Here is a 15,564-nt window from a genome sequence, read left to right on the forward strand (position 1 = left end):
CCCACGGTGTCCCTGGACGTCGGGGCGGCGGAGCCGGGGCCGCGCGCGCAGACGGCGGCCGCGCTCTTCGCCTGCGGCGCGCTCGCCTCGGCGGAGGCGCTGTTCGAGGGCCGCGAGAGCCGTCCCGTGGACCCGTGGCGGGAGCGAGTGTTCATCAGCAACCCCTGCGCCCGGCCCGCATCCGGTCCGGGCTTCTCACCGGCCGCAGGGGCCGCACCGGCCGGACCTGCCGAGGGGGCTGGATCCGCTGGATCCGCTGGGTCGGCCGCACCGGGTGAACGAGCCGTACCCGCCCGGTCGTTCGCGTCCGGCAGGCCGTCCGGCTCCGTGGCCGCCGGGCAGGCCGTACCGGTCGGACCTGTCGAAGGGAGCGCGTCCACCGGGTCGGTCGCACCGAGCGAACAGGTGGTCCCCGCCCGGCCGTTGGCGTCCGTGCCTGCCGGGCAGGCCGCACCGGTCCGGGCTGCCGAGCGGACCGTGCCCACCGAACAGCCCGTTGCCGCTGGGCCGTTCACTGCCGCCAGGCCCGACGAGCCCGACGTCCACCCCTCCGACGAGGACGTCGCCGGCATCGTGCTGCGCTCGGTCGCCCAGGCCACGGAGTTCGAGCCGGCGGCGCTCACGCCGGACCAGCGTCTGCTCAGCGATCTCCATCTGTCGTCGCTGAAGGTCACCCAGCTGGTCGCCGAGGCCGCCCGCGCGGCGGGCCGTGAGCCCCCGGCCGCGCCGCTGACCATGGCGGACGCGTCGCTCGCCGAGATCATCGAGGTGGTGCGCGCGCTCCCCGGAGCCGGCAGCGGCGACGGGCCGGACGCGATCGCCCCGGGGGTCGCGCCCTGGATCCGCTGCTTCACCGAGGAACTGCGTCCCGTAGCGCCGCCCGCCCCGGACCCAGCCGACCGCCCGGGCCGGGTCACCGTCGCGGCACCTCGGGGAGTGGCGCCCGTTGCCTTCCGGCCGGCGGCCGACGAGCCGACGGGCCAGGCCGAACTGCTGTACGTTCCCGACGCGGAGTCGCCGGAAGGGCTCGCCGGGCTCCTCGGCGCGGCCCGCTCGGCCATCGCCGGTGGCGGCCGGCTCGTCCTGGTCACGCATGGTTCGGGCCTGTCCGGCTTCGCGGGCAGTCTGCACCAGGAACACCCGCGGCTCGGCATCACCCTGCTCCGGGTCCCGCCGACCGAGGCGGGCCTGGCGGCCGTCTCGGCCTTCGCGGGGGCCGAGCCCGGGGTGCTGCGGGAACTCGTGGTGCTCGAAGACGGCACCTGTGCCGAGCCGGTCGCCATGCCTCTCCCCGAACCGGACGCCGTAGCCGAACCGGTGCTCGGCCCGGGGGACGTGCTGCTGGTCAGCGGCGGCGGCAAGGGCCTGGGCTTCGAGGCGGCCGCCGCCTTCGCCCGTACGACGGGTGTCTCGCTCGCCCTGCTCGGCCGCGGCGATCCGGCTCGGGACGCGGCGCTGCGGCGGAACCTGGAACGGCTCGCCGAACTCGGCGCCACGGTCCGCTATCAGCGGGCGGACATCACCGACCCGCGCGCCACCGCGCACGCGGTCGCCGAGGTGGAGCGCGAACTGGGCCCGGTCACCGCTGTGCTGCACGCGGCCGGGATCAACCAGCCGCAGCGCTTCGACGACCTCACCGAAACCGACGTACGAACGCACCTGGCACCGAAGACAACGGGTCTGGCCCATCTGCTGGCCGCGGTGGACCGCGGCCGGCTGCGTCTGCTGATCGGATTCGGCTCGGTGATCGGCCGCTACGGGCTGGCGGGCGAGTGCCACTACGCGCTCGCCAACGGCCGACTGCGCCAGATGCTCCAGGACGAGGCCCGTGACCTGCCCGGATGTCGCACCCTGGTGCTCGACTGGTCAGTGTGGGCCGGCGTGGGCATGGGGGAACGGCTCGGCGTGCTGGACCAGTTGGCCCGCAGCGACGTCACGCCGATCCCCGTCGAGCAGGGCCTGGACCTGTTGCTGCGGCTGGCCGCCGCTCCGGGCCTGCCCACGGCGGTGACCGTGCACGGGCGCATGGGACTGCCACCGCGCCCGCTGCCCGCGGACGCGTTCGGCCCCGCGGCCCGGTTCCTGACGCGTCCGCGCGTCCACTACCCGGGCGTGGAACTCGTCGTGGACAACGCGATGACCGAGGCCACCGACCCGTATCTGAGCGACCATCGCGTCGACGGGCTGCCGGTGCTGCCCGCCGTCGTCGGTCTGGAGGCGATGGCCCAGGCCGCCTCCGTATTGGCGGGCCGGCCGCTGCGCCGCTGCCGCGAGGTGACGTTCGACCGGCCCGTCACGTCGGCGGCCGGCGCCGCGCGCACCCTGCGGCTGTGCGCGCTCGCCGAGGGCGGCGCCGTCACCGTGGCCCTGCGCAGCGACGAGACGGCGTTCCGGGCGGACCACTTCCGCGCCGTGTTCCCGCTGCCGGACGGCGACGGCGATCCGGACGACGACGGCGATACGGAGCCGATGGGCGACGCGCCGTCCCTGCCGCCGGTGACCGGCGACGACCCCGAGGTCCCGGCCGCGGACCTCTACGGGCCGCTCTACTTCCACACCGGCCGCTTCCGGCTGGTCGAGCGGCTGAACGCCCTGCGAGCCCGGCAGGTCAGGGCCCGGCTGGGCCCGGCCGTGGAGGCGGGCTGGTTCGCCCAGGGACTGGCCCAGGGCCTGCTCCTCGGCAGCCCCGGGCGCAATGACGCGATCATCCACGCGCTGCAGGCCTGTGTCCCGGGCCGGCGGCTGCTGCCCGTGGGCTGCGAGGAGTTCCAGGCCGTTGAAGAGGGCACGGAACAGGGCTCGGCCGGTGCGGACGGTGCCGTCACGGTGCATGCCCGGGAGCTCAGGTCCGAGGGGGGTGCGTACGAATGGGACGTCGAGGCCGTGAACGAGGGCGGCCGGGTCCTGGTCCGCTGGCGTCGGCTGCGGCTGCTGGACGTGGGCCGGCTGCCGCGCCGGGAGCGCTGGAGCAGGCCGCTGCTAGCGGTGCACCTGGAACGGGGCGCGCTCGCGCTCGGCCTGGACCCCGCCCTGACACTCGGCATCGAGTCGCGCGGACCGCGAGAACGCACCGTCCCTCCGGTGCGGCCACCGTACGGCACCTCGCGCAGCCACTGTGGTCCGCTGACCCTGGTCGCCACCGCGCCGGCCGGTGTCGCCGTGGACTGGCAGCGGATCACCCCCGCCGAGGCGGACGGGGTGCGCTCGGCGCTCGGCGCCCCGTACGAGGGCCTGTGGAGGAAGCTGCGCCTGGCGCTGGACGAACCGGACCACGCCATCGCGGCACGGCTGTGGACAGTGGCCGAGTGCGGCAGCAAGGCGGGGTGCGGCCCCACCGCGCCCGTGACCGTGGACGGGATCTTCGAGGACGGCTGGGTCCGCTTCCGCAGCGGGCGTTCGCTCATCGCGACCGCGGTGGTCCCGGACCGGCTGGCCCCCGAGGGCGCGCCGGAACCGGAGCCGTACGTCGGCGACGTGTCGGGCACCGGCGAGGTGTCGGGCCCGGTGATCGCCGTGGCCGTGATGACAGGAGCGGGAGGCACACATGTGGCAGCGCACGACGTACAACCACCGGCATCTGGTGATGCTGGAAGAGACGAACCTCGTTGGGAACGTGTACTTCAGTAACTACTTCCTGTGGCAGGGGCATTGCCGCGAGCGCTTCCTGGCCGAGCGGGCACCGGGAGTGCTCCGAGCCCTGCGCGAGGACTTCGCCATGGTCACCGTCTCCAGCCGCTGTGACTTCCTCGCCGAGCTGTACGCCGCCGAGGAGGTGGAGGTCCGGATGTCGCTCGGCGCGCGCGAGTCGAACCAGGTCACCATGGTCTTCGACTACTACCGGGTGCAGGGCAGGACGGCTCAGCTGGTGGCTCGGGGAGAGCAGACCATCGCCTGTATGCGGCGCACCGCGGAGGGGATGGAGCCGGTGGACGTGCCCGAGGAGTTCGCCGAGGCGCTGCGCCCCTACGAGCGGGAACCCGTCCTGGCGGTGGCCCGGAGTGTCTGAACCGGACTCCCGCCCCGGTTGCGCCGTCTCCGCGGCCTTGCCGCTGCCTGCCTGCACCGCCGTGGTGGGGTGCGGACGCATAGGGTCCGCTCTGCTGCGCGCCGCGCTGCGGCAGGGCCTCGAGGTGCTGGCCGGGGTCCGCGAGCACCGCCGCAGACGGCCCGGTGTGCCGCCGGAGGTGGTGCAGCTGGCGCCCGGAAAGGCCGCGGCGGCGGCCGAGCTGGTGGTGCTCGCGGTGCCGCCGGGCGAGCCACTGCGGCAGCTGGCGGAGCAGTTGGAACCGGTCCTGGCCGGCAAGGTGGTGCTGGAGCTGTCCAACCCCGTGATGCCCCGGGGTGACATGCCTGCACCGCGCGGGCCCTGGGGGCCGAGCGAGGCGGAGCTGCTGGCCCGCCGCCTGCCCCGGACGCGCGTGGCGAAGGCGCTGAACACGGTCTCGGCCAAGGCCCTCGGACGGCTTGGGTCGGTGCCCTCGGCGGAGTGGCGCCGGCCGAGCGTACCCGTCGCCGTGGACGATCCGTCGGCGCAGCGACTGGTCTGCGCCTGGGTGGAAGCGCTGGGCTTCGAGGCCGTGCCGGCGGGACCCCTCACGCATGCCCGCTGGCTGGAGCACTTGGCCCAACTGCTGTGCCACATCGACGCGCAGTCGGGGCGTACCGGCTTGGTCGGATGCCGGATCCTGCGCCCCTGAACCGTCACTGGACGTGAGTCATCGATCCGTCGGCAGCCTGAAGGAGGGCACCCATGTACGGAACGCTCGATTCTGATTGCAAGGAAGCAAAGGGAGCAAAGGAAGCAGACGGGAGGACGCTCGTCCCGTTGCTGATGCCCGCTCCGCATGGTCCGCTCGCGGGCGTCGAGATCCGCCGTCCGGGTCCGTCCGGCCCTCACTGGAACGGCAGCAGAGTGGCGCTGGTGTCCGGAGCGGGGGGCGCCAAGGAGGACTTCCTTCCGCTGATGCACCGCCTGGTCGAGGCGGGACGCCGGCTCTTCGCGGTGGATCTGCGCGGCCAGAACGAGACCCCTGGCCTTGACGACCCCGCCGCGTACGGTATCGGCGCGCTGGCCACCGACCTGGCCGTCGCGATGACGGCGGTGTGCGCCCGTAAGCCTGTGCACCTCGTCGGCCACGGTGCCGGCGCCCTCGTGGCGGCCACCGCCGTGCTGCAGGCCCGCTCCCGGGAGAGGTTCACACCGTCGACGTACCTCAGTCTCACTCTCGTCGCCCCCTGCTGGGGCGGGCCCATGACGGCCGGTGACGCGGAGCCCGCCGACTGGGAGCTGCTGATGGCGCGGCAGCACCGCGGCGGCACCATGGCCGACGAGCGCCGTGCCGTGATCCGGCAGCGGCTGGCCCGCAGCCACCCGATGAGCCTCGAGCACCTGGCTTCGGCCACCGCCGGACCGGATCTCGTCACCGGACTGCGCGCCGAAGGCATCCGGATGCTGGTGGTGGGCGGCGCGGAGGACCCGCTGGTCCCGGTGGACCGCACCGCGGAACTGGCCCGGCGACTCGGTGCGCGCCACGGTGTCGTCCCTGGGGCCGGACATCTGCCGCACCACGACAACCCCGATGCCCTCGCCGGAACTCTGACGGCGTTCTGGGCGGAGGACGGTACGTAACGGTGTCGCGGGGGCGTCAGGGCTGGAGGGGAACGGCGTCGCGGTAGCCGTGGGCGGTGATGTGACGGGCCATCTCGGTGTACGCGGCCGCCTGGTCGGGGGCGGTGGTGGCCAGGCCGTCGACGTAGCGGTTGAACATGCAGAACGCCGCCGCGATCAGCACGGTGTCATGGATCTCCGTGTCCGTCGCCCCGGCGACGCGGGCGGTCTTGATGTGCTCGTCGGTGACCGCGCGGCCGCTCTCCTGGACCGCGTCGGCCACGGCGAGCAGAGCCTTGAGCTTGTCGGAGACGGGCGCTGTGGCCGGGTCGGCGCGGACCTGGTCGACCAGGGGCATGCCCTGGTCCAGCTGGACAGCGGCGAACGCGGCGTGGCTGTCGGTGCAGAAGCGGCAGCTGTTGAGGTGGGAGACCCGGGCGGCGATCAGTTCCCGCTCGCCCCGGCTCAGGGCGCTGGGCCCGCGCAGCAGGACCTCGGCCAGCTCGCTCAGCGGTGCGGCCGTCTCGGGCCGGAAAGCGAACAGCGACACGATCCCGGGCAGGTCGTTGCCCAGCTCGATGTGCGGCATACGGGGCTCCTTCAGTCGGTTACCGTTTCCGCCGCCTCGCTACGGGCCCCCACGCCACCGCGACGGCACCGGCTGCCAGAGTTCTGACAGACCGTCATCCTGCTCGCCCGCGGCACGGCCGAAACACGCCCTCCGCCGGGGGAGGGCGGCGCTCGCGTCAGGAGTGCTCGGAGTGCTCGGCCAGCACGGTGAACGGCTCGATGGTGGCGACGGTCACCCCCGGCATGCCGGTGAGTGCCAGGCCCACCGGTTGCCGCGAGGCCAGGGTATGGCGGTGCAGCTCCCAGCTCGTGAGGTTGTCGTTCTCCAGGACCAGCGGTTCGGTGGTGGTGAGGGTGACCGACCCGGCGGTGGACGGGGCGGAGCCCAGGCCCAGGAGGCGGGGGCCGATCCGGTCCAGGAGGCCCGGTAGCGCGCGTTCGACCTCGACGGTGAGGCTGGGACAGACCAGGCGCAGCTCATAGCGCGGCGCCTTGGCATCGGCCAGGCGCAGGGTGCTGGGCGGCAGCGAGCGGGGGTCGGCTTCCTCGGTGATGGTGATCCGGCCGAACCGGGCGCTGTCGCCCTGCATCCGGTGCTCCAGCACCCGCAGCCGCCACGACCTGCCTGAGTGGTCGCCCGGATCGGCCTCGACACGCAGCCGGATCGCGCAGTCGATGTCGACGGTGCCCGATCCGGCAAGGGTGCGCAGCACCACCCCGCGTGCCGTGCTGGCGCACCGGATCTCCTGCCCAGCGCGCGGCAGCGAGGAATCGGCCGCATACGTCGCCGCATACGACTTCGAGGGGGCCGCCCACCAGACACCCGCCGCGAGCGCGGCGGCCCCGGTGGCGGTGAGGAAGCCGCGACGGTCGGCAGATGCCTGATCAAGTGAACTCATGCTGCCGAATCTAAGGGGCGGATATACGGCAGATCCCCGTACCGGCGCCGGCGTGGCGATCATTCCGCCCGACCGGAGGAAGCGTGACGGGACCGCCGACCGCACCGCCCGCCCCGTGGACGTGCGGTGCGGTGGTGCGCGGCCGGCCTGCCGCACGTCCGGTCAGACGCCCAGCGCCTCGGCGGCCAGGGCGGTTCCCCGTACACGTGCCTCGATCTTGGCGAAGGCCAGGTCGCGCGAGGTGGACGTGTCGTCGGCGAACGGCGAGAAGCCGCAGTCGTCGCAGGTGCCCAGCTGGTCCACCGGGATGTGGCGGGCGGCGAGCAGCACCCGGTCGCGTACCTCCTCGGGGGTCTCCACCGTCGTGCCGATGGGATCGGTCACACCGACGAACACCCGGATGCCGGGGCGCAGTTGGCCGGCGATGATGCGAAGGACCCGCTCGGGGTCGGCCTCGCTGGCCAGCTGGACGTAGAAGTTGCCCGCCTTCAGCTGGAAGAGCTTGGGCAGCAGTCCGGCGTAGTCGACGTCCAGGCTGTGGGTGGAGTCGTGGTCGCCGCCGGGGCAGGTGTGCACCCCGAGGCGGGCCCGCTCCGCCTCGCCGAACCGGCCGAGCACCTCGTTGTTGAGCGCGATGAAGTCGTCGAGAATCGCGCCGCTCGGATCCAGCTTGAGCGAGAGGCGGCCCTCGGTGAAGTCGAGCTGGACCACGTGCGCGCCCGCCTCCAGGCAGCCGCGGATGTCGGCCTCCGCCTCGTCGGCCAGGTCCCTCAGGAACGCCTCGCGGGAGTAGCCCGCGATGGACTCGGCCGGGTAGAGCAGGCTGAGCGCCGAGGGCGCGATGACCGCCTGTTTGAGAGGGAGGTCGGTGTGCCGCCGGGCGTCGCGCAGATACGACTCGGCGCGGACCTGGTAGCGGAACGGCCCCTCGGTCAGATGCGGCAGCTGCCGGGTGTGGCCGTCGGCGAACGGGATGGTGACGCCGTCCGGGGCGAGGGTGGCCAGGCCCGCGATCGGGTAGGTGGCGAAGCTGGGCTTGGCCTGCTCGCCGTCGACGAGGACGGGGCAGCCCAGCTGTTCGAGGCGGGCGAGCGTGTCCGCCGACGCCTGCTCCTGAAGCTCCGTCAGTTCCTTGTCGGTCAACCGGCCTTGGGCGTGCTCACCGACAGCCTGCTGCAGGGCGCGGGGGCGGGGGATGCTGCCGATCGGCTCCGTAGGGATGCTCATGGGCGGACCATAGGAAGCCCCATGCCTCCCGACAAGCCGCGGGGCGCGAAGGCCCCCGCGAGTTCACCGGATCGGGATGCCCGTCCAGGCGCCTAGTTGACCCGGCAACGCCATGGGCGAACGAGTGAATCCCCGGCTGCACGCCCCCTGTTTGTCATGATATGTGGTGTGAAATGCACTCATGATATGTATTCGCCCGATCCAGCGACCTCGCCGTACCTCTTGGAGCGATGGTGTTCAACCTGAGCCCGTTCACCCTGGTCGCTCTCGCTCTGATCGCGATGTTCCTCTACGGCCCCGACAGGCTGCCCAAGGCCGTCGGGGAGGCGGCTCGTGGCCTGCGCAGGCTGCGTACGGCGCTGCGCGGCGCCACCGACGGGGTACGGCGGGAGCTGGGTCCCGAGTACCAGGATCTGCGCCTGCGCGACCTCAACCCGCGGGCGTTCGTCGCGAAGCACCTGCTGGAGGACGACAGGCCCTGGGACCCGCCGAAGCCGCAGTGGCAGTCGGGCCCGAAGCCCGAGGGCTGGCCGGAGCACGTGCCGTTCCCCTCGGCCGCCGAGATGGGCATGGACGAGGGGGCTGACCCGTTCAGCGCACCCATCCCGCGGGAGCGGACCTCGTCGCCGTCGCGGGACACCTCGGCGGACGCGGTGTCACAGAAGCCCGCCGAGGAAGCGTCACAGGCGTCCGCGGAGGGCGCACCGGTGTCACAGGCACCCGCTGTCCAGGCGTCCGCTGCGCAGGCATCCGTGCCTGAGCGCGGCGAGGGCGTACGGATTCACGACCGCTGATCTCGTCGCTCACGCATGAGGAGTTCCGACCCCGTGGACACGAACCGACTCGACAAACTTCGGCCCCCGGCCGCCCCGGGCGGCCGGATGCCTCTGCGTGAGCATCTGCGCGAGCTTCGGAACCGCTTGGCGAAGGCCCTGCTCTTCGTGTTCCTCGGCACGGTGGCCGGCTGGTATCTGCACCCCTGGCTGATCACCGAACTGACGGGTCCCAGCTGCCACCTCCCTGGTCTGCACGGGATCGCGCCCGCGACCTCCGCCTGCCCCAACGGGCTGATGGTGATGCAGGGCGTGATGACCCCGCTGACCTTCACCTTCAAGGTGGCCCTGGCCGCGGGAGTGGTGATCTCCAGCCCGTTCTGGTCGTACCAGCTGTGGGCGTTCGCGGCGCCGGGGCTGCACCGCCACGAGAAGCGCTACACGCTCGGGTTCGTCGCCGCCGCCGTACCGCTGTTCCTGTCCGGGGCAGGGCTGGCCTACTGGGTGTTCCCGAAGGCCTTGCAGATCCTGCTCGGGTTCACGCCGGGTTCCTTCAGCAACTTTCTCCAGGGCGATCAGTTCCTGGAGTTCTTCATCAGGATGATCCTGGTGTTCGGCATCTCCTTCGAGATGCCGCTGCTGCTGGTGCTGCTCAACTTCGCGGGTGTCGTGAGCGCCCGGAGCCTGCTGGCCCGCTGGCGGACCCTCGTCATGCTGATCTTCGTGTTCTCGGCGCTGGCCACCCCCACGGGCGACCCGCTCACCATGATGGTCCTCGCGGTGCCGATGACCGCCCTGTTCGCCGTGTCGCTGTCCGTGATCGTCTGGCGCGACCGGGCGCGCACGCGCAGGGCGGCATCGGCGGCGCTCTCGCCCGACGAGGCGTCGTCGATCGACCTGACGCCGTCGCAGATCGAGGTTCCGGTGGGAAGCGGGGACTGACACGCCGCCGCGCCCGCCAAGGAGTCATCCCGGAGTCGTCCCGGAGCCGTCTCAGAACCATCAGAGCCATCTCAACGTCCTTTCGGAGTCATCGATGAACGCCGACACCGTCCGGCCGCACGCGGACCCGGTCGCCACCGTCCCGCGCCGAGCGCTCGTCGGGCGCGCGGCGGTCCTCCTGCTGCTCCTGCTGCGCGGCGGCGCGGCACTCGCCCGGCAGACGGCGGTCGGGATCCTGCGCCGCGACCTCCGTACCCGCCGGGACCGCTGGCTGGTGGACCTGGTCACCCGGCTCGGACCCGCCTTCGTCAAGACCGCCCAGCTGCTGGCCACCCGGGTGGACGTACTGCCGCCGCGCGTGTGCGCCGCGCTCGCCCGCCTGCATGACGGCGTCCGGCCTGTGCCGCTGACGGCCGTGGCCGGCGAACTGCGGGACACCGGCCTTGTACTGGACCGGGGGACCGACGGGATCGCCCGCCCGGTCGCCGCCGGCAGCATCGCCTGCGTCTACCGTGCGACCGCCCCCGACGGTCGGAGGATCGCGGTGAAGCTGCGGCGCCCCGAGGTCGCCCGGCAGCTGGCGCTGGACCTGGAACTCATGCGCAGGGGTACCCGGCTGGTGGCTCGGCTGCCCCGGATGCGCGGTCTCCCGGCCGTCGCCGTCGTCGACCAGATGGCACAGGCGGTCCACGGCCAGCTGGACTTCCTGCGGGAGGCGCGCCTCCTGGAGGAGTTCCAGGAGAACCTGGCGCAGGAGTCCGGTCTCCGGGTGCCCGCGGTGCACCGGGAACTGAGCCACGACGGCGTTCTGGTCATGGAGTTCGTGGAGGGCCTACGACGCCGCGAACCTCACGAGTTCCCGGAGGAGGTCCGCGAGCGGGCGGTGCGGTCGACGCTGCACGGGATCTACCGGATGCTCTTCATCGACGGGCTGGTCCACTGCGACCTGCACCCCGGCAACCTCTACTTCCTGCCGAACGGCGAGGTGGTGCTGGTGGACGCCGGTTTCACCGTGCGCCTGGACGAGCGGACACGCGCCGCGTTCGCCTGGTTCTTCCTGCAGATGTCCGTGGGGGACGGGGAGGCCTGCGCCCAGATCGTCCTGAAGACGGCGACCCCCGGGCCGAGCGCCGACACGGACGGCTTCACACGCGAACTCGCCGCGCTGGTACGGGAGAACAGCGGGGTGTCCGCAGGGGACTTCGACCTGGTGTCGTTCGGTGCCTCGCTGTTCGACATCCAGCGTCGCCACGACCTGTACGCCGCGCCGGAGTTCGTGTTTCCCCTGTTGTCCCTGCTGGTGCTGGAGGGCACCGTACGGGCCTTCGCCCCGCAGATGGACTTCCAGAAGGAGGCCGGGCCATATCTGATGAAGGCCGTGTTCGGTGAGGCTTTCCGGCCGGCAGCCTGAAGCGGCGCACCCCCCGGGGCCGCGGCGGTGAGCCGCCCGCGCGGGAACGGCGAACCGCACCCCTCCGCCGGCCAGGTGGCGGGGCGCGGTTCGCCGTTCCCGGTTCTCAGGCGCTCTGGTTGACCGTGACCGGGAAGCCCTGCAGCATGCCGGCCTGGTTGCCGTTCTGGTCGAGGAGCGGCACGTTTCCGCCGAGCGTGTACCCCTGGTTGGCGGGCGGGAACGCCTTGAGCAGGCCCGAGCTCAGCGTGGCGGGGTGGTTCGGGTCGGTGGACAGGACCAGCGGCGGGCTGCCGTCCTTCGGGGCGACCGTGAGCTTGAAGAGCAGCTTGATGATCATCTCCGGGAAGGGCGGGACCGGGGGGATCGCCGTCGGGTTGCCGGGGTTCATCTGCAGCAGGCTCAGCGGGGTGATCGTGGTGTCCGATTGCTCGATGGTGACCGTCTGGGTGGGAGTGTCCGCGACCACCTTGTGGCCGATGACCTCAATGACGAGACCGCTCTCGTTGCTCGTACGGACGCAGACGTCGATGCCGCCCTTGAAGTCGAGGTTGACGACCCCGGTATTGAGCTGTAGAGGGACGTTGGAGGCGTAGCAGCTACACGGGATGTCCACGCCCACGGGCGGCAGCGCGAACGGGAACGCGGGCTGCAAGGCAGCGCGCTCCGCCTCCGCCGCCTGGGCGGTACCCGGCACGAGAGCTCCGGCGCCGACCGCCGCGGCGGTGACCGCCGCCCCCTTCATGAACCCGCGGCGGTCGCTGCCGCTGCCGTTGATCTCTGCAGACTCAGTCATCCGACTGTTCTTCCTTTCTCTCCGGTGAATGGGCGGCATCTGGACCGTCCAGACGGCCACCGCCACCCCGCGTCGCGCATGTCCGGTTCATTACGGTTGCGCCGAGTCACGTATACCGCGTAAATGTGACGAACCATCAAAACTCACTTATTTGCTTCGATTGGGGCCCTTCTGTTCTGGTGGCATGAGACCGTGCATCGCATGACGCGCCGTCATGTCTGCTTTACTTGTCTATAAGCATGTTTGATATGTTTGATGGTGAACCATATGTAGTCGGGTCGAAGGGCCGGAGCCGCGACGGCCCGCCCAGGGCAACGGAAAGGCCGTTCGTCATGACGGATGGGCAGGAACCGGCCGGGACCACGGGAGCCGGCCGTTCGGTGCGCCGAAGCGGGGCCCGCCGGGTCGGCAGGTGGTGCGCGGCGGTCGTACTGGTGGGCACGGCGGCGACCATGGGCGCGAACCCGGCGGTGGCCGCTGGGAAACCGCATGCGACGCTGGTCGACCATCCGCAGAAGCGGCCCGTGGTCATCAAACCCGGGCATACGGGCTGGGCGAGGATCCAGCTCAAGAACACCGACAGGAAGAGCGCGCGCAACGATGCGCGCATGTACATGGAGATCTGGGCCCCCTACGGCACCCGCTTCACGGACACCAGGCTGACCCCGCTCCACGGGGCGCTGGGCGGATGGGCCTGCAAGGGTGACGCGTACCGGCGGGGTGTTCCGTACGAGAGCACGATTCTGCGCTGCTTCTCCGACCGTCACGGGCGGGTCGCCCGCGCGGGCGGAACGGCCACCTGGCAGCTGAAGATGAAGGTCGTGCCCGGCACACGGGCTGGAACCACGCTGTCCCGCACCCCCTACAACCAGGGAGCCGTGCTCCACTTCAGCTACCACGGGAAGGCCGTCTGGACGACCATGTCCCTGAAGGTCAGGACTCCCGGCAAGCCGCGAGCCGGCAAGGTGGCGCGGCGGACCACCGTCAACGCCGCGGCAGGCCACGGGAATCACCGGAACCCCCGGAACCCCCGGAGCTGACGGGGACGCCGGTCCGGGCACGCCGCCCCGGCTCCGGGACTGCGCGGGTCGCGCCACCCGCGCAGCCTCGGGCGTGCATCGAGCAGGGACTGCGCCCGGGCAGTGCCGGGGCAGGCGAGCTGTCAGGGTGTCGCGCCAGCGACCGGCGTACGGGCTTCCAGGGTCATCGCATTCGAGTCCCACCAGGTGCCAGAGCCGTGGCCGGGGGAGTGCAGCCGCAAGGACGCCCAGCCGTTGGCGCTCCTGGTGCCTGCCGACAGCTCTGCGGGAGCCGCGATGTTCACCTTCCAGTGCCATTCCTTGGCAGGCGGCGGCCCGCTGTAGCGGGCCGTGCAGACCATGTGCCTGCCGTTGTGCTCCACGGGGGTCATCCCGTCGTACATCCGGCAGGACCACCCTCCAGGCGCTTTGCCGACCGGGGTCACCTTGGGGTCGGCCAGTCGCATGAGTTCCGGTGAGTACACCGTCAAGGTCAGCTTGTCGACGTGGGAGGGCAGGTCCCCCGCCCTCGTGATCCCGAACGTCACAGGGCCGGACGAGCCCGACTTGACGAGGGCGATCGGATGCTGGGGGCTGTCAGTTCCCCAGTACGGCTGCGGCGTGCCTGGTGCGGCAGTGGCCGGGACAGGGCCGCTGCCCAGGGTGAGCGCGGCGCCCGCCGCCAGGACCGCGGCCCCCCACTGCCGTACATAGGTCATCATCTGTGCTTCTCCCTCGCTTCTGTCGGGTGTCGGTCTTCGAGGCGGCGGCCGTGTGCACGGTGCGCCCCCGTGGGATCGGATACTCATCCCTCCCTCGGCCGCTTCCCTCCGTCCCGCGCACCGACATGCCGAAGGCTCACCTGATCGCCACGCGCACGCGAGGGCACCGTGTGCCACTGACGCCGTACCACCTGGTGGCCGTCCTCCAGGTGCCCTCGAAGACGGCCACCGCCGACATCCACACGGACCAGCGCTTTCACCCCTCAGAGCCAGGATGAAAAGGGTTCAGAGATCGATGGTGGCCGGGCTGCCGGAGGCGTCTTTGTCGGTGACGCGGACGACGCCGTAGGCCGACACGATGGCGGATCGACAGGATGGCGAGCAGGGATCCGGGGCGGATCACCGTCATCTCACGCGAATGGCGTAGGACGCGGTGTTGTTGCCGGTGTTCGTGTCATCAGGGCTGCTCACGGTCACCGTGCCGCCCTTCAGAACGGACCCGTGCGCGACGCCGGCATGGACTCGGACGGGGATCTGCACGGTGGCAGTCTTCAGCGAGCCAAGCCCTGGGGGGAACGTGCACACGATCCTGCTTCCGCTGGCGTTGGCTGTGCAGGACGGAGGGAAGAACGGCCCGACGGCCGAGGCGCCGCTGGGCACCGTGACGGTGACGGTGACGGGGGAAGCCGTCGCGTCCGGGCCGAGGTCGGCGACGAGTCCGCGCAGCGTGGTCGTGCCGCCGGGCTTTGCGCCGCCGTTGTTGACGGAGACGACGGCCAGATCCGAGCGGGAGGGGGCGAGAGCACGCTGGGACCCCGTCCGTACGGTCGTGGTGCGCGGTCGGGCCTGCAGCTGGTCGGCGGCGGCCCGCGCCGCTCCAGCCGCACACACCGCGACGGCCAAAACGACGTGAGACACGATCGAGACTCGGATCCGAGGCACCGGTGCTCTCCTCTAGAACGGGGCTGGACTGTCACGGACAGTGACGTTGCATACGGGCACTGCCCGACCCCGTCCCCCAGCACATGCCGTCAACCGGAGGACCACTCAAACAGCCCATAGGGCCGCCTGGGTCTGGAGAACCGAGCGGTCGGCAGCCCTCCAAGGCCGTGGCTGGATCCCGAAGAGCCCGACCTCTGGGAGCCTGCGCTCGCGACTGTGGGAGTCATCCCTCCGCTACCCGAGCAACAGCCGCGTGAGAAGCCGTCGATTGTCTCGCTCGCGAGGTGGTTGAGGCACTCCGACCCCGCGTTCACGCTCCGGACGTACACACGATCACGGTGGCATGGGCGCCCGTGGCTGCGGCTAGTCCTCGAACTCCTCGAACAGTGCCTCCTGTTTTCCCTCCGTCTTCGCCCGTACCCGGCAGTTCCGCGCGCCGATCACCGCGGCCGTGGCCGCCGCCGTCACCCCCAGGGCCGCCGGGACCATCCAGCCGCGGTCGAAGACGTGGCTCAGGGCGTGGTCGAGGGAGAGCCGGCCGGGGCCGGTGATGGCCAGGCCTGCGGCTGCGAGGCCCAGGGTTGCCGCGTACTCGTAGCCGCCCGCCTGGGCGAAGAAGCCGTTGGGCAGGTGGACCGCCGCCGCTCCCGCCATC

Annotated in this window: 14 protein-coding genes and 1 pseudogene; 8 read left to right on the forward strand and 7 right to left on the reverse strand. The window is 71.8% G+C overall.

Annotated features, from left to right (window positions below; genetic code table 11):
• The first annotated feature begins 477 nt into the window (after nucleotides 1-477).
• From M878_RS49320 to M878_RS79800, 4 genes are all read left to right on the forward strand, one after another.
• Nucleotides 478-3,627: an SDR family NAD(P)-dependent oxidoreductase gene (locus tag M878_RS49320; protein ID WP_209445570.1), complete on the forward strand. Its 3,150-nt coding sequence runs from the start codon at nucleotides 478-480 to the stop codon at nucleotides 3,625-3,627.
• Nucleotides 3,614-4,006: an acyl-CoA thioesterase gene (locus M878_RS49325; protein WP_023551213.1), complete on the forward strand. Its 393-nt coding sequence runs from the start codon at nucleotides 3,614-3,616 to the stop codon at nucleotides 4,004-4,006. The genes M878_RS49320 and M878_RS49325 overlap by 14 nt, the downstream gene beginning before the upstream one ends.
• Nucleotides 3,999-4,697, forward strand: a complete 699-nt coding sequence (locus tag M878_RS92510; RefSeq protein ID WP_023551214.1) for an NADPH-dependent F420 reductase — start codon at nucleotides 3,999-4,001, stop codon at nucleotides 4,695-4,697. Before M878_RS49325 ends, M878_RS92510 begins: the two co-directional genes overlap by 8 nt.
• Nucleotides 4,698-4,831: 134 nt before the next feature.
• Complete coding sequence (locus M878_RS79800) at nucleotides 4,832-5,629, forward strand: alpha/beta fold hydrolase (protein WP_023551215.1); 798 nt, start codon at nucleotides 4,832-4,834, stop codon at nucleotides 5,627-5,629.
• Nucleotides 5,630-5,645: 16 nt separating this feature from the next.
• Here M878_RS79800 and M878_RS79805 read toward each other — a convergent pair whose 3' ends face one another.
• The 3 genes from M878_RS79805 to M878_RS79815 form a co-directional block, all read right to left on the reverse strand.
• Nucleotides 5,646-6,197: a carboxymuconolactone decarboxylase family protein gene (locus tag M878_RS79805; protein ID WP_023551216.1), complete on the reverse strand. Its 552-nt coding sequence runs from the start codon at nucleotides 6,195-6,197 to the stop codon at nucleotides 5,646-5,648.
• 157 nt (nucleotides 6,198-6,354) lie between these two features.
• The gene (locus M878_RS79810) at nucleotides 6,355-7,077 is read right to left on the reverse strand and encodes a twin-arginine translocation signal domain-containing protein (protein ID WP_158692811.1); all 723 of its coding nucleotides are present in this window, start codon (nucleotides 7,075-7,077) and stop codon (nucleotides 6,355-6,357) included.
• A gap of 162 nt (nucleotides 7,078-7,239) precedes the next feature.
• The gene (locus M878_RS79815) at nucleotides 7,240-8,304 is read right to left on the reverse strand and encodes a cobalamin-independent methionine synthase II family protein (RefSeq protein WP_023551218.1); all 1,065 of its coding nucleotides are present in this window, start codon (nucleotides 8,302-8,304) and stop codon (nucleotides 7,240-7,242) included.
• Nucleotides 8,305-8,534: 230 nt separating this feature from the next.
• Here M878_RS79815 and M878_RS92515 point away from each other — a divergent pair, with 230 nt between their 5' ends.
• From M878_RS92515 to M878_RS79825, 3 genes are all read left to right on the forward strand, one after another.
• Complete coding sequence (locus M878_RS92515; protein WP_023551219.1) at nucleotides 8,535-9,098, forward strand: twin-arginine translocase TatA/TatE family subunit; 564 nt, start codon at nucleotides 8,535-8,537, stop codon at nucleotides 9,096-9,098.
• A gap of 33 nt (nucleotides 9,099-9,131) precedes the next feature.
• A complete protein-coding gene (tatC, locus tag M878_RS79820; RefSeq protein ID WP_023551220.1) occupies nucleotides 9,132-10,019 on the forward strand; it encodes a twin-arginine translocase subunit TatC in 888 nt (295 codons plus the stop codon).
• 94 nt (nucleotides 10,020-10,113) lie between these two features.
• A complete protein-coding gene (locus M878_RS79825) occupies nucleotides 10,114-11,430 on the forward strand; it encodes an ABC1 kinase family protein (RefSeq protein WP_023551221.1) in 1,317 nt (438 codons plus the stop codon).
• Between the two features lie 106 nt (nucleotides 11,431-11,536).
• Here the strand turns inward: M878_RS79825 and M878_RS79830 are convergent, their stop codons facing one another.
• Nucleotides 11,537-12,226: a twin-arginine translocation signal domain-containing protein gene (locus M878_RS79830; RefSeq protein WP_023551222.1), complete on the reverse strand. Its 690-nt coding sequence runs from the start codon at nucleotides 12,224-12,226 to the stop codon at nucleotides 11,537-11,539.
• 332 nt (nucleotides 12,227-12,558) lie between these two features.
• Between M878_RS79830 and M878_RS79835 the strand changes: the two genes are divergently transcribed.
• Entirely contained in the window at nucleotides 12,559-13,266 is a 708-nt protein-coding gene (locus M878_RS79835; protein WP_023551223.1) for a hypothetical protein, read from the forward strand.
• Nucleotides 13,267-13,388: 122 nt separating this feature from the next.
• Here the strand turns inward: M878_RS79835 and M878_RS79840 are convergent, their stop codons facing one another.
• From M878_RS79840 to M878_RS79850, 3 genes and pseudogenes are all read right to left on the reverse strand, one after another.
• Nucleotides 13,389-13,967: a hypothetical protein gene (locus M878_RS79840; RefSeq protein ID WP_023551224.1), complete on the reverse strand. Its 579-nt coding sequence runs from the start codon at nucleotides 13,965-13,967 to the stop codon at nucleotides 13,389-13,391.
• 405 nt (nucleotides 13,968-14,372) lie between these two features.
• Nucleotides 14,373-14,885 carry a DUF11 domain-containing protein gene (locus tag M878_RS79845; RefSeq protein ID WP_023551225.1) on the reverse strand — a complete coding sequence of 171 codons (513 nt, stop codon included), beginning with the start codon at nucleotides 14,883-14,885 and terminating at the stop codon, nucleotides 14,373-14,375.
• Between the two features lie 387 nt (nucleotides 14,886-15,272).
• Nucleotides 15,273-15,564 (reverse strand): annotated as a pseudogene (locus M878_RS79850) (RpiR family transcriptional regulator); the annotation flags it as partial.

Source organism: Streptomyces roseochromogenus subsp. oscitans DS 12.976 (assembly GCF_000497445.1).
In the GTDB taxonomy this organism is placed as follows: Bacteria; Actinomycetota; Actinomycetes; order Streptomycetales; family Streptomycetaceae; genus Streptomyces; species Streptomyces oscitans.

Bases quoted from the DNA above. Each gene is read 5' to 3' on its own strand.
- M878_RS79815 (WP_023551218.1), bottom strand. From the start codon at position 8,304: ATGAGCATCCCTACGGAGCCGATCGGCAGCATCCCCCGCCCCCGCGCC.
- M878_RS79830 (WP_023551222.1), bottom strand. From the start codon at position 12,226: ATGACTGAGTCTGCAGAGATCAACGGCAGCGGCAGCGACCGCCGCGGG.
- M878_RS79835 (WP_023551223.1), top strand. From the start codon at position 12,559: ATGACGGATGGGCAGGAACCGGCCGGGACCACGGGAGCCGGCCGTTCG.
- M878_RS79800 (WP_023551215.1), top strand. From the start codon at position 4,832: ATGCCCGCTCCGCATGGTCCGCTCGCGGGCGTCGAGATCCGCCGTCCG.
- M878_RS79810 (WP_158692811.1), bottom strand. From the start codon at position 7,077: ATGAGTTCACTTGATCAGGCATCTGCCGACCGTCGCGGCTTCCTCACC.
- M878_RS79805 (WP_023551216.1), bottom strand. From the start codon at position 6,197: ATGCCGCACATCGAGCTGGGCAACGACCTGCCCGGGATCGTGTCGCTG.
- M878_RS92515 (WP_023551219.1), top strand. From the start codon at position 8,535: ATGGTGTTCAACCTGAGCCCGTTCACCCTGGTCGCTCTCGCTCTGATC.
- M878_RS79840 (WP_023551224.1), bottom strand. From the start codon at position 13,967: ATGATGACCTATGTACGGCAGTGGGGGGCCGCGGTCCTGGCGGCGGGC.
- M878_RS79825 (WP_023551221.1), top strand. From the start codon at position 10,114: ATGAACGCCGACACCGTCCGGCCGCACGCGGACCCGGTCGCCACCGTC.